The sequence below is a fragment of the Corallococcus caeni genome (genome assembly GCF_036245865.1).
GTDB classification, from domain to species: domain Bacteria; phylum Myxococcota; class Myxococcia; order Myxococcales; family Myxococcaceae; genus Corallococcus; species Corallococcus caeni.
On sequence record NZ_BTTW01000002.1, the window covers coordinates 599,353 to 612,264 of the forward strand.

Genomic DNA, 12,912 nt, shown 5'->3' on the forward strand with positions numbered 1-12,912 from the left:
ACAGGTTCGTGGGGTGCGCCGCGGAGGTTCGTCTCCCGGCCAACCCTCCACCGGGCCACGTCCGTGCACGCGGGAGCCGCGCGGCTACGGTGCGCCGCGAAACCATGGCCTCCGCCTCCCTCGCGAATCCCTCCCTGACGCTGGGCCTGTCCCTGGTGGCGGGCATCCTGGCGCAGTTGTTGGCCCGGCACCTGAGCGTGCCTGGCATCGTCGTGCTGCTGTCCGCGGGCGTGCTGCTGGGGCCGGAAGGGCTGGGGCTCATCCAGCCCGCGTCCCTGGGCCCCGCGCTCCAGACCGTGGTGGGCTTCTCCGTGTCCGTCATCCTCTTCGAGGGCGCCATGAGCCTGGACGTGCGCAAGCTGCGCCGCGAGGCCCGCTCCATCCAGCGGCTCGTCACGCTGGGCGCTGGCGTCACCGCCGTGGGCGGCACCCTGGCCGCGCGCGCCCTCATGGGCTGGGACTGGATGGTGTCCGCCCTGTTCGGCACCCTGGTGATGGTCACCGGCCCCACCGTCATCACGCCGCTCTTGCGCCGCGTCCGCGTCACCCACCGCGTCGCCACCGTGCTGGAGGCCGAGGGCATCTTCGTGGACGCCGTGGGCGCCATCATCGCCGTGGTCGCGCTGGACATGGCGCTGCACGCGGAGGAAGGGCCGTGGCTGCTGGTGAGCGCGCTGGGCTCGCGCTGGGGCGTGGGGCTCGCGGTGGGCGGCGTGACGGGCCTCCTCATCACCGTGGGCCTGCGCAAGTCCTCCTGGGTGCCGGAGGACATGACCAACGTCTTCGCCCTGGCCCTGGTGCTGGGCGCCTTCCAGGTGAGCAACGCGCTCGCGCCGGAGAGCGGCGTGCTGGCCGCCATCGCGGCGGGCCTCGTGGTGGGCAACGGCAAGGTGCCCGCCCGCCGCGAGGTGCTCGCCTTCAAGGAGCAGCTCACGCTGATGCTCCTGGGCATGCTCTTCATCCTGCTGGCCGCGGACATGCGGCTGTCCCAGGTGACTGCGTTGGGCTGGCGCGGGCTCGTCACGGTGCTCGTGCTGATGCTGGTGGTGCGGCCCGTGGCCGTCGCCGTGTCCACCACCGGCTCCGGCCTGTCCCGCAACGAGAAGGCCTTCATCGCGTGGCTGGGCCCGCGCGGCATCGTCGCCGCCGCCGTGGCGTCGCTGTTCGCCACGCGCCTGGGAGCCCAGGGCGTGGAGGAGGGGCAGGCCCTGCGCGCGCTGGTGTTCCTGGTCATCGGCGTGACGGTGGTGGTGCAGGGGCTGTCCGGCGGAGTCGTGGCGGGGTTGCTGGGCGTGCGCCGCGTGGTGCCGAAGGGCTACGTCCTGCTGGGCGCGAACGCGCTCGCGCGGCAGGTGGCGCAAGCGCTCCAGGCGCGCGGCGAGGCCGTGCTGCTCGTGGACTCCAGCGACGCGACCTTGAAGCGCGCGCAGCAGGAGGGCTTCCGCGTCCTCTTCGGCAACGGGCTGGACGAGCGCACGCTCTTGCGTGCCGAGCCCGAAGGCCGCCAGGGCTTCGTGGGCCTCACCCACAACGAAGGCGTCAACCTCCTCTTCGCCGAGCGGGTGCGCGCCCTCCAGCGCACCGCCCGCAGCTACTCCGCCCTGCACCGGGGGCACGTCGGCGTATCCACCGACACCGTGAGCGCCACGGGCGGCCGCGTCCTCTTCGGCGCGGAGCGCGACCTGGACGTCTGGGTGGCCCGCTGTGAGCAGGGCGCTGTCACCCGCGAGTCCTGGCGCCTGGAGGCCCCGCAGGTGGAGGCCACCGTCCCTCCCGCCACCGGCAACCTGGAGGAGGCGCTCGTCCCGCTGGTGCTGGAGCGCCCCACGGGCACCGTGCTCTTCGACGAGACGGCCGTCCCCGTGGCCGGCGACCGCGTGGACTTCCTCGTCGCGCACGGACGGAGAGAGGAAGCCCATGCGTGGCTTTCATCCCATGGCTGGCGGCCCGTGACGTCTGACGTTCCAATCCCAGACACTCTCCCCACCCCGGCGACCTAGAGACCGTTGAACGGTTGGCGTGAATTGCGTGAAATGTGCCTTCCGGGCCCGGACCGCGCGGATGTCCCGCGGCGATTCCAGAGGCCGGGTGGGAGGGGTGTCCATGCGGCTGCCTTCGGGCGTCGTCACGGTGCTCGCCGTGGTGCTCAACTCCGGCGTGGGACTGGCAGCGTCTCCGCCTTCGCGGCAGGCCCCCTCCGCACCTCCGCCGCTTCCGCCGGGCGTCTCCGCGACGCTGTGGCGGCTGTCGGTGCCCAAGGGCCTGGAGCCCACGCCGGAGCGGGTGGCTCTGGGAGAGAAGCTCTTCCGCGAGAAGCGCCTGTCGGTGGACAACACCGTGGCGTGCATGACGTGCCATGAGCCGGAGTTGGGCTTCACCGACGGCAAGCCGTTGTCGGAGGGCGTCAAGCAGCAGAAGGTGACGCGCAACAGCCCCACCGTGCTCAACGCCCTCTTCAACGCCACCCAGTTCTGGGACGGCCGCGCGGGCACGCTGGAGGACCAGGCGAAGCTGCCCATCCTCAACCCGCGGGAGATGGGCATGCCGGACGCGGACACCGTCATGAAGAAGGTGCGCGGCATCCCGGAGTACGTCACCGACTTCCAGGCGGTCTTCGGCCGCGAGCCCACCTTCGACGACCTGGCCGTCGCCATCGCCGCCTTTGAACGGATGCAGTTCTCCGGCGACGCGCGCTTCGACCGGTTCATCATGGGCGACAGCAAGGCGCTCACCGCGTCGGAGAAGAACGGCTGGGCGCTCTTCAACGGCAAGGCGCGCTGCAACTCCTGCCACGCGGGCAACGCCGTCTCCCCGCTGTTCAGCGACCAGAAGTTCCACAACATCGGCGTCGCCGCGCACAAGCAGGACTTCGTCACCCTGGCGCGCAAGGGCGTGCAGGTGGTGCGCACCGGCGACGAGAAGCAGATCGACGAGCTGGCGCTCAACTCGGAGTTCTCCGAGCTGGGCCGCTTCCTCGTCACCCAGCAGGAGAACGACGTGGGCTCGTTCAAGACGCCCACCCTGCGCAACGTGGGCATCACCGGCCCGTACATGCACGACGGGTCGCTCGCCACGCTGTGGGACGTGATGGACCACTACAACAAGGGCGGCGTGGCCAATCCCTACCTGGACGGAGGGATGCAGCGCCTGGGGCTCACGGAGCCTGAAATCGACGACCTGGTGGCGTTCCTCTTCACGCTCACGGACACGAAGTTCGACAAGCTCAACAAGGAGCAGCTGACGAAGCAGCGCGCCCGGAAGAACACCCGGCCGGAGCGGGACACCGCCATCGCCATGGGCAAGAAGGGCAACCTGGGCGACCTGGCGCCCAACCCGGACCTGAGCGTGAAGAATCCGGCGGACCTGGGCATCTACGGCGACGTCACCCCGGTGACGGCCACGAAGCAGCGGTAACGGAGGCGCGCCATGGGCAACAAGTTCCAGAGCATCGAGACGAAGCACTACGCCGAGCGCGAGGCCTTCTTCGAGGGCCTGAAGAAGCTGGACCGCCGCGCCTTCATGCGCGTCGCCGGCATCTCCGCGGGCATCGTGGCGGGCATGGGCAAGCTCACGCCCAACAGCTTCCAGTTGGTCAACGTGGCGGAGGCGCAGGGGGAGAAGCCGAAGTTCTCCTTCGCGTACATCTCCGACACGCACCTGTACGAGAACAAGCTCAACGACCGCTTCGTGCGCGCCATCCTCAAGGCCGTGGACGACGTCAACGCGCTGGACCCCCAGCCGGACTTCGTCCTCTTCGGCGGTGACCTGGCGCAGCTGGGCCAGGCCGGCGAGCTCAAGCTGGGCGCTCAAATCCTCAAGTCCGTGAAGGCCCCCATCAAGATGATGGTGGGCGAGCACGACTGGTTCCTGGACATGGGCGAGCTGTGGCGCGACCTGTTCGGCGCGCCCAACTACTCCTTCGACCACAAGGGCGTGCACTTCGTGGTGCTCAACTCCATCCACGAAAAGGACTTCTGGACGGAGCGGAAGCTCTCCCCCATGGAGCGCATGAAGATCGTCGCCGGCCTGGACAACGGCATCCAGTCCCGCTTCGAAGTGGGCGCCGAGCAGCGCCAGTGGCTCCAGAACGACCTGGCCAAGGTGGCGAAGAACACGCCGCTCATCGTCTGCAGCCACTCGCCGCTCTACAAGTACTACAAGCCCTGGAACTTCTGGACCGACGACGCGGACGAGGTGCAGGCCCTGCTCAAGCCGTACGAGAAGGTCACCGTCATCCACGGCCACACGCACCAGCTCTTGAGCAACCGCATCGGCAACATCTCCTTCCACGGGATGCTGTCCACCGCGTGGCCGTGGCCGTACGCGCCCGAGGGCCTGCCCACGCTCACGGTGCCCATGAACCGCGCGGATCCGTTCAGCCAGTTCGACGGCTGCGGGGATGGCCGCATGGACGTGCTGGAGTCGGGGCTCGTGGACAAGCTCTACAACCTCTGGCAGCGCGACCCCATCACCGTGCGCGCCAGCTACCTGGGCTCCAACGGCAAGCAGTCCGCGCCCCCCAAGCCCAAGCTGCCCACCTACTAGGACCGGAAGAGGAACCCCCTCCCATGAACCTGCGAATGAAGCTGCTCGTGGTCCCGTGCGCGGCCCTGTCCTTCGCCGGCGGCGTGGCGCTCGCCACGTCTCCGGAAGCGAAGCCTGAGCCGCTGCCCAGGCACGTCCTGCCCGCGTCCAAGGACGGCAACCTGGTGCTGGGCCTGTGCGACGGTGAGACGTCCATGGAAGTCCCCGGCGTGAAGGACGGCCAGAGGCTCACGCGGGCCCAGGCCATCACCGCCACCGCGCAGTTGATGGATGACTGGCGCAAGAAGAACCCGGACGCGAACTGGGACGACGTGCCCGGCCCGGTGCTGGCGCAGGCCACGCCTCCGGCCGCGAAGAAGAGTCCTCCGCCCGCGCCCCAGCCCAACCCCGGCGCGAAGTCCTCGGGCAACGACGTGCGCCAGGGCGGCGTGGGCGCGCAGACGGGCGCGAGCGCGGTGCCCCAGCAGCAGAAGGCCAACCTCCAGACGGGCCACACCTACGGCGCCTACTCCGAGCGCGACGAGCAGGTGTGGGCGGACTCCGTGCAGGCCGCCGTGAAGGAAGGCCACCGCGTGTTCCATGACGCGGAGGCGCTGGGCGGCACGGTGGGCGTGTCGTGCGACATGTGCCATCCGGACGGCGCCAACACCCACCCGGAGACCTACCCGAAGTACCAGGTGCAGCTGGGCCGCGTGGCGCTGCTGCGCGACATGATCAACTGGTGCATCGAGAACCCGGTGCGCGGCAAGCCGCTGGCGGACGGCGACCCGAAGATGCGCGCGATGGAGGCGTACATCTATGCGCAGCGCAAGGGCGTGAAGCTGGAGTATGGCAAGCACTGACGCCCGGGCTGGACCTGGGGCTCCGGTGCTTCGGCGCTCAGGGGCCCAGGTACAGGTCCAGGGCCGCGTAGGCCGCGCAGAACGGATACGCGAACAGCAGGCTGTAGAAGACCTGGAGCGGCGTCAGGCGCCGCCGGTCGATGAGGCCCCCACTGGGGCCGCGTTCATCCCGGCGGCGCAGGTACGCCCCCAGCGCGAAGGACACCACCCCCGACACGAGCCATGGGTTCATGGGGGAAGGCATCAAGCGCGCTCGGACGGGGGGGCGCAAGCCGGTCCCCGTCACATCCGGTTGATGAGGAAGCGGACCACCAGGAACAGCGCCATCGCGTAGGCGTACCCCAGTAGGACGCGCCCGGCGATGCGCTGGGGCGTCGGCTTGCGAGGGGAGGCGTCCTCCGCCGGGGGCGCGCGGCGCTGGTCGCGCATCATGAGGAAGCGCCCCAGCCCGAGCGCGACGATGACGGAGATGATCACGAGGTCGAAGGCGTCCATGGCGCGGGAGCTTCGGGCCGGGGCCTGACGGGATTCAAGGCAAAGGGGAGCCTCCCCCCGCCAAAGGCACACCGTACGAACCTGTCCGACAGTCGGACCACTTGGGAGGAGCGTGGCAGGGGGACGCTGCATGAACCTGTCCGACAGTCGGACCAGTTGGGCGGACCGTGGCGGGGGGCGCACGCTCCAGCCGAGCCGCAGGAACCTGTCCGACAGTCGGACCACTTGAGAGGACCGTGGCATGGGGACTCCGCACGGACCTGTCCGACAGTCGGACTCGTTGGGAAGCCCGTGGCAGGGAACCTCCGCTCCATCCGAGCCGCATGAACCTGTCCGACAGTCGGACCAGTTGGGAAGATCGTGGTAGGGGACCCTCTGCCCCGGCCGAGCGGTGGAAACCTGTCCGACAGTCGGACAGCTTTGGACAGCGGCGTCGGGCGGGAGGTGGCCCCCGCGGATGTCCGGGGGCCTGGCGCGACGATGGCGGAGACACTCTTGAGGTCGAGGGCCTTGGGCCGTGGCTTGAGGGGATTCACGGCAGGGGGCTTGCTTCACACCCGTCAGCCCCCGGTTGAATGCGGGCCATGTCCCTCACCCCTGTCTCGGACCCCAGCGGCCTGCTGGAGCGCGCGCCGCGTCTGACGGAACTCCTGCCAGACTCCGCGCTGTCGGAGGCGCTGTCGCGGGGCGATGCGTGGGCGGTGCACGCGGTGCTCTGCCGCAGGCTGGAGCTTGAACCGCCCGGGCCCACTCGGCTGCTGCTGACGGCGCTGGTGGAGGACCGGGGCGCTTTCGTCATCGCGGGTCGCCCGCCGCCCACGTCCTCCGTGCTGGGGACAGGCGTCCGGTGGAAGGGCGCTCCTCCGCGCGCCGCCGCCCCGGACTCGCCCTACGTCGCCGAGCGCACGGTGACGGTGCTGGGCATTCCGGTGTGGCCGCTGGACGGCTACCTCGTGCGCTCGGACGACAAGGCGTCCGTGCAGGTCATCGGGCAGGTGCCGCCCTCGCCCGGATGGGCTCGCCGCCGCGCGGCTGCCCTGGCCGTGATGGCGCTGGGGCTCTGTGCCCTCGCGGGGGCGGGCGCGGTGTGGCTGGAGGCGCGGAGCCTGCGCGCCGTGACGGTCGTCAACGGCCTGTCGCGGCCCGTGGACGTGCGCATCGGCGGCGAACACTGGGTGGTGGCGCCCGGGACGCAAGAGCAGGGGCGCGTGAAGCTGGGCGACGACCTGCTCCGCGCGGTGACGACCTGGCCCGGCCAGGAGGCGGTCCTCGAGGACGTGGTGCTCCCGACGGAGGGCGAGCGGATCCTCTACAACGTGAAGGGCGCGGCGATGCTGGAGGCGGTCCCGGATGCGGAGGCCACCTACGCGAGCCCTCGCTCCCGGTCCTTGCCGGAGAACGCCATGGTGCTCCAGTCGGGTGAGCGGCTCTCCGTCCAGGCCGCGAACTGGGAGGCCGCCGCGCGCGCCTTCGCGGAAGAGGGACGCTGGCAGGCCGCGGGCCGCGTGGCGTCCGCCGTCGCGGAGGTGGAGCCCGGGAACACCCTGGCGCGGGAGACGGCCGCGCACGCGTGGCTCACCGTGGACACGCAGGTGCCCGCGAACCTTCCGGCCGACCTGCGCTGGCGCAACACGCGCGACTACGCGGCGATGCTGATGCACACCTGGCAGGAGGACCCGGAGGCCCAGGCGCTGGCGCTGGAGTTGATGCGCTTCATCGGCCAGGGGGCCCAGGCCCGCGCACGCTACGCGGAGCACGCGCAGCAGCATCCGGACTCACCGCTGGCGGCCCTCTACCTGCAGCGCGCGAGCCCTCCGCATCCGGGCTCCGCGGACGCCGTCGATGCCTACGCGAAGCTGGCGACACGTTTCCCGGACTCGCCCGAGGTGAACCGCGCGTGGCTGGAGGCGCGGTGGCGCTTCGAGCTGGAGGACCCGCCGGACTGGGGGGACCGCGAGCGCCAGGAGTTCATCACCGAGACGGCGAGGCTGCTGACCGCCCTCGAGCAGAAGCACCCGCCAGAAACACTGAAGGCGCTGGAGCTGGACGTGCGCATCCTCCTGCGCGCGCGGCTGCGCGACGCGGCGACGACCCTGGTGCGCCGCCACGGCGAGGACCCGCGCCGCCGGACCTGGGACTTCCTGGTGCTGGCCGGACGCACGGCCGCCGCCGCCGGGCCCGAGCACACGTCCTACGTGATGCGCGACTGGATTCCCCCCGCCCTGGCGCGGCAGCCGGAGCGGATGGCGCTGCTGGACCTGCTCACCGGCCAGCGCTCGCCAAAGGACGCGGAGCTCGCCGCGCTGGTGTCCCCCGTGGACCGCGCCGTGCTGCGCATCACCCGGGACGTGCTGCTGGACCCGAAGCGCGTACTGGAAGAGGCCAGGGGCGACCCCAAGGCCGTGCTGCCCCGGCTGGACCCGGAGGTCCTCGCGCTCCTCGCCCTGGAGCTCACGCGCACCGGCGACGCCTGGGGGAAACAGCTCTTCAATGTCTCGCTGCCGCTGATGCTCGCGCGCGAACCGCTGCGACAACACGTCCTGTCCGCCTCGGACGTCCCTGGACCGGAGCTCCGCCGCCTGCCCCCGGGCCTGCGCGCCGCCGCCACCCTGGTCCACGCCCGGCGCAATGCGAAGGAGGGCTACCCGGTGTTCACGGAGCGCCTGGACGGCCTGGCCCGCATGGACGCCCTGGGCGGCTTCGCCGTCCGCGCCGCCAGCTCCTGGATGCGGCGCGCCTTCGACGCCTGCATGGACACGAAGGTGGACACGAAGATGGACACGAAGATGCCGCACTCCCTGCCGCTGGGAATCATGCTGAGGGGGGACCTGGTGCGGGAGCAGTCCCGCAGGGAGGACGACCCGGAGGGCCGCCGCTCGAACTGCGAGGCACGCATCGTCGCGCCCACGGGCTTGCCGCTGCCCCGGGCCGCCGCCACCCCACCGCCCGGAAACGCGAACGGCGCCGACCCCTGAGCGAGGTCCGGCGCCGTCACGATGCATCGGAAGAGGGGAGCCTCAGCCCGGCTGGCAGACCTGGCGGAGGATGTCCAACGACTCCAGCGCCTTGCCCGCGCCAATCACCACGGCGGACAGCGGGTCCTCCGCGAGGAACACGGGCAGGCCCGTCTCCTCGCGCAAGAGCGTGTCCAGGTTCTTGAGCAGCGCGCCGCCACCGGCCAGCACGATGCCCCTGTCGGCGATGTCACCGGCCAGCTCCGGCGGCGTGCGCTCCAGCGTCAGCTTCACCGCTTCCACGATGCCGTTGACGGGCTCCGCGAGCGCGTCGCGCACCTCGTCGCTGGACACCGTCAGCGTGCGCGGCACGCCGGCCACCAGGTCGCGACCCTTGATCTCCATGGTCATGACCTCGTCCGTCGGGTACGCCGTGCCGATGCCCATCTTGATGAGCTCCGCCGTGCGCTCACCGATGAGCAGGTTGTACTTGCGCTTGACGTACTGGATGATCGCCTCGTCCAGCTTGTCGCCGCCGATGCGCACGGACTTGGCGAACACGATGCCCGCGAGGCTGATGACCGCGACGTCGGACGTGCCACCGCCGATGTCCACAATCATGTTGCCGCTGGGCTCCGTCACCGGAAGGCCCGCGCCAATCGCCGCGGCCATGGGCTGCTCGATGAGGTAGACCTCGCGCGCGCCCGCGTTGGCGGCCGCCTCACGCACCGCGCGGCGCTCCACCTCCGTGATGCCGGACGGGATGCCGATGATGATGCGCGGGTTCACCAGCGTCTTGCGGTTGTGCGCGCTCTGGATGAAGTAGCGCAGCATCGCGGCGGTGATTTCGAAGTCGGCGATGACGCCGTCCTTCATGGGCCGGATGGCCACGATGTTGCCCGGCGTCCTGCCGAGCATCTCCTTGGCCTCCTTGCCCACGGCGAGCACCTTCTTGCCGCCGCGCGAGTCCTGCTGCACCGCCACGACGGAGGGCTCGTTCGACACGATGCCCTGGCCGCGGATGTAGATGAGCGTGTTCGCCGTACCCAGGTCGATGGCGAGGTCGCGCGAAAACAGGGTGTGGAGCCAGTCGAACATACGGGGACGGAAACTTTCGGAAGGGCCGCGAAACTTCCCCGCCCTTCAGACGGAGTGCGTTGTCGAAACTACTACGCGCCGCAATACGGAGGAAGAAAAGCCGGAGCCCCCTTGGGGCGCCGCTCGCTGGACAACCAACCGCACCCGCCGCTCTGTTCCCTTCTCCGCATTCGACGCGGCCCCGCGCGGAAGAGCGGGCCGCATCCTCCCCCGGACAGCGACCGGGCGGACGTCAGCGCTTCACGGAGTACTTCGCGATGGCGTAGAGGGCGCGCACGCCGTCCTTCCAGCCAATCTTCTTGCCCTCCTCGTAGGTGCGCCCATGGTAGCTGATGGGCACCTCGAAGACCCGCCAGTCGCCGCGCGCCACCTTGGCGGTGATTTCGGGCTCGAAGCCGAACCGGTCCTCCTCCACATGCACGGAGCGCAGGACTTCCGCGCGGAAGGCCTTGTAGCAGGTCTCCATGTCCGTGAGGTTCAGTCCGCTCGTCATGTTGGAGAGCGTGGTGAGCACGTTGTTGAGGACGGTGTGCCAGTAGTACAGCACCCGGCGCGGCGACCCGATGAAGCGGCTGCCGAAGACGACGTCCGCCTCGCCATCGATGATGGGCTGGATGACGCGCGGGATGTCCTTGGGATCGTACTCCAGGTCCGCGTCCTGCACGAGGATGATGTCCCCGGTGGCCTCGGCGAAGCCCCGGCGCAGCGCGGCCCCCTTGCCCTGGTTCTTCTCCTGGAAGAGCACCCGGATTTCGTTCCGGTTCTTCGGCGTGCCACCCAGGACGTCCAGGCCCTGTTCGGACAGCTGGCGGAGGAACTCGCGGCTGCCGTCCTTGGAGCAGTCGTCCACCAGGACGAGCTCCTTGGGGAAGTCCACGGCGGTGCAGCGGCGGAGGATTTCCGCCAGGGTAGGAATCTCGTTGTAAACGGGAATGACGAGCGAGACGAGCATGGCGGCCCCGCCCTATCGCATTTCCTCCGTCCGGGCGACTCCCTTGCACACAAAATTCAGGGCCGGGCCGCCATCCGGAGCGCGTCCAGCAGGGCCTCCAGGTCCGCGTCCCCCGTGAGCGGGTGGATGAGCGTTGTACGCAGGTACACCCCCCGGGGCAGCCGCGTCTGCACCAGGTAGAAACTTCCACGGGTAACCAACGCCTCGCGCAGGCGGACCTGGAGGGCGTCCCAGCCCTCCGGGGGCACGTGCGCGGGGGTGTGGCGGAAGCAGACGATGTTGCAGTCGGGCTCCAGCGCCAGCTGGAAGTCCGGGGCGGCGGTGAGCATGCCCGCGAAGCGCCGGGCCTGGTCATAGGACGCGGTGACGGCCTCCTCGAAGACGCGCGTGCCCAGCACGGACAGGCACGCGTAGACCTTGAGGGGCATCATCTCCTTGGTGCACTCCAGCGTGCGCAGGCCCACGTCGCTGTAGGGGCGCGCGTCGTCGCCGTCGCCGTGGAAGAGGTAGTGGGCCTCCTGGGAGAAGGCGTCGAAGGAGCGCGCCCCGTCGCGGAAGAGCACGGCCGTCACCAGCGCGGGCATGAGCAGCCCCTTGTGCGCGTCCCACACCACGGAGTCCGCCCTTTCAATGCCCTTCACCTGCGCGCGGTACTTCGGGCTCAGCGACGCGGCGGCCCCGTGCGCGCCGTCCACGTGGAACCACAGGCCGTGCTTTTGCGCGAAGTCCGCCACGGGTTCCAGCGGGTCGAAGGCGCCGGTGGCGGTGGAGCCCGCGCTGGCCACCACGGCGATGGCCTTGCGCCCCGCGCGGGTGGCCCCGGCGAGCGCGTCCTCCAGGGCGTCCGGCCGCACGCGGAAGTGGTCGTCCACGTCCACCGGGGTGAGGCCGCCCTCGCCCCAGCCCATGATGCGGACCGCGCGGGCCAGGCAGTAGTGCGCGGAGCGGGGCACGAGCACCGTCAGGGGCGGCCCCGCGTGCGCGCCGCCGTTCCACGCGTCGTAGCCGGCCTTCGCCTGCCGCGCGGCGAGCAGGGCGGTGAGGTTGCCCGCGCTGCCGCCGGAGGTGAGCACGCCCCGGGCGCTGGAGGGCAGCCCCAGCTTCGCGGCCATCCACGCGAGCACGTGGTGCTCCATCGCGGTGGCGACGGGGCCCATCTCGTACACGGCCATGCCGTTGTTGAGCAGCGACGACACGGCGTCGCACAGCGCGGAGAGCGGCACGGGCGCCGTCACCTGGTGGCCCACGTAGCGCGGGTGGTGCAGGTGGTGCGAGCCCTCCAGCACGCGCGCCATCAGTCCCGCGAAGGCCGAAGCCAGTTCCTGGGGCGGCTCTTCTGGAAAGGCCGTGGCGAAGCGCTCCTGGTTCACCGCGGGCGGGGCCCAGGGGAGCACCGGCATCGCGCCCCCTCCAAGCGCGGCCTTCAGGTAGTCCGCGAGCTGATCCATCAGGGCGTGGGCGGTGGCCCGGAAGGCCTCCGGGTCGTAGGCGGCACGCAGCGGGGGGAAGACGGGGGTCGTCATGACGGGCGCAAGCTAACGGGAGCGCCCCCTCCGGGCCCGGGGAAACTCCAGGCCGCTCCTCCTACCCAGGGGCCGGGCGGGCAGGGGGCCGGCTCGAGGCCGGGCGGCTCGCGGCGCCTCCGGACCGTCCCCACCTTTCCCTCGCACGGGAGGAGGCGACCGATGGCTTTCGACGACACGCCGTTCGAGCGGCGCTCCATCATTGGCGGCATGCGGGTCCGCTCGGCGGACGGGAAGATGCTGGGCTACGTGGCCTTCATCGGCCAGGAGCACATCTATGTCCGGCGCTCGCCCTTCAACCACCACTGGAAGGAGGTGCCCCTGTCCGCCGTGGGCCGGGTGCTCCCGGGCGCCGTGGTGCTGCGCGAGGGCACCGGCCCGCTGGTCCCCGCGGACAAGCAGCATCACGGGGAAATCCTGTCGATGACCCATCCGCTGGCGCTGGTGCCGGGCGCGACGCACGTCTGACGGCCGTCCGGCGGTGGACACTCAGGAGGGGCGCG

At 70.7% G+C, this 12,912-nt stretch carries 11 protein-coding genes; 6 read left to right on the top strand and 5 right to left on the bottom strand.

Translation table 11 applies throughout. The annotated features are described in order from the left end of the window. The first annotated feature begins 104 nt into the window (after positions 1-104). From AABA78_RS10570 to AABA78_RS10585, 4 genes are all read left to right on the top strand, one after another. Positions 105-2,000: a cation:proton antiporter gene (locus AABA78_RS10570; protein ID WP_338262843.1), complete on the top strand. Its 1,896-nt coding sequence runs from the start codon at positions 105-107 to the stop codon at positions 1,998-2,000. Positions 2,001-2,103: 103 nt separating this feature from the next. Further along, positions 2,104-3,414 (top strand): cytochrome-c peroxidase, encoded by a 1,311-nt coding sequence (locus tag AABA78_RS10575; RefSeq protein ID WP_338262844.1) that lies wholly within the window; start codon positions 2,104-2,106, stop codon positions 3,412-3,414. A 12-nt stretch (positions 3,415-3,426) separates the two neighbouring features. Further along, the gene (locus AABA78_RS10580; RefSeq protein ID WP_338262845.1) at positions 3,427-4,545 is read left to right on the top strand and encodes a metallophosphoesterase family protein; all 1,119 of its coding nucleotides are present in this window, start codon (positions 3,427-3,429) and stop codon (positions 4,543-4,545) included. 23 nt (positions 4,546-4,568) lie between these two features. After that, positions 4,569-5,387 carry a c-type cytochrome gene (locus AABA78_RS10585; RefSeq protein ID WP_338262846.1) on the top strand — a complete coding sequence of 273 codons (819 nt, stop codon included), beginning with the start codon at positions 4,569-4,571 and terminating at the stop codon, positions 5,385-5,387. Between the two features lie 37 nt (positions 5,388-5,424). On the opposite strand, the gene AABA78_RS10590 is transcribed toward AABA78_RS10585, so the two are convergent. Both AABA78_RS10590 and AABA78_RS10595 read right to left on the bottom strand, forming a co-directional pair. After that, positions 5,425-5,619 carry a hypothetical protein gene (locus AABA78_RS10590; protein ID WP_338262847.1) on the bottom strand — a complete coding sequence of 65 codons (195 nt, stop codon included), beginning with the start codon at positions 5,617-5,619 and terminating at the stop codon, positions 5,425-5,427. 50 nt (positions 5,620-5,669) lie between these two features. Continuing rightward, a complete protein-coding gene (locus tag AABA78_RS10595; protein ID WP_338262848.1) occupies positions 5,670-5,882 on the bottom strand; it encodes a hypothetical protein in 213 nt (70 codons plus the stop codon). A 584-nt stretch (positions 5,883-6,466) separates the two neighbouring features. Here AABA78_RS10595 and AABA78_RS10600 point away from each other — a divergent pair. Further along, positions 6,467-8,857: a tetratricopeptide repeat protein gene (locus tag AABA78_RS10600; RefSeq protein ID WP_338262849.1), complete on the top strand. Its 2,391-nt coding sequence runs from the start codon at positions 6,467-6,469 to the stop codon at positions 8,855-8,857. A gap of 42 nt (positions 8,858-8,899) precedes the next feature. On the opposite strand, the gene AABA78_RS10605 is transcribed toward AABA78_RS10600, so the two are convergent. The 3 genes from AABA78_RS10605 to AABA78_RS10615 all read right to left on the bottom strand — a co-directional run bounded on the left by AABA78_RS10605 (position 8,900) and on the right by AABA78_RS10615 (position 12,409). Further along, a complete protein-coding gene (locus AABA78_RS10605; RefSeq protein ID WP_014400170.1) occupies positions 8,900-9,934 on the bottom strand; it encodes a rod shape-determining protein in 1,035 nt (344 codons plus the stop codon). A gap of 232 nt (positions 9,935-10,166) precedes the next feature. Then, positions 10,167-10,886, bottom strand: a complete 720-nt coding sequence (locus AABA78_RS10610; RefSeq protein WP_171414864.1) for a glycosyltransferase family 2 protein — start codon at positions 10,884-10,886, stop codon at positions 10,167-10,169. A gap of 56 nt (positions 10,887-10,942) precedes the next feature. Next, positions 10,943-12,409: a pyridoxal phosphate-dependent decarboxylase family protein gene (locus AABA78_RS10615; protein WP_338262850.1), complete on the bottom strand. Its 1,467-nt coding sequence runs from the start codon at positions 12,407-12,409 to the stop codon at positions 10,943-10,945. A gap of 162 nt (positions 12,410-12,571) precedes the next feature. On the opposite strand from AABA78_RS10615, the gene AABA78_RS10620 reads away from it, so the two are divergent. Continuing rightward, a complete protein-coding gene (locus AABA78_RS10620) occupies positions 12,572-12,877 on the top strand; it encodes a hypothetical protein (RefSeq protein WP_338262851.1) in 306 nt (101 codons plus the stop codon). The last annotated feature ends 35 nt before the right edge of the window (positions 12,878-12,912 follow it).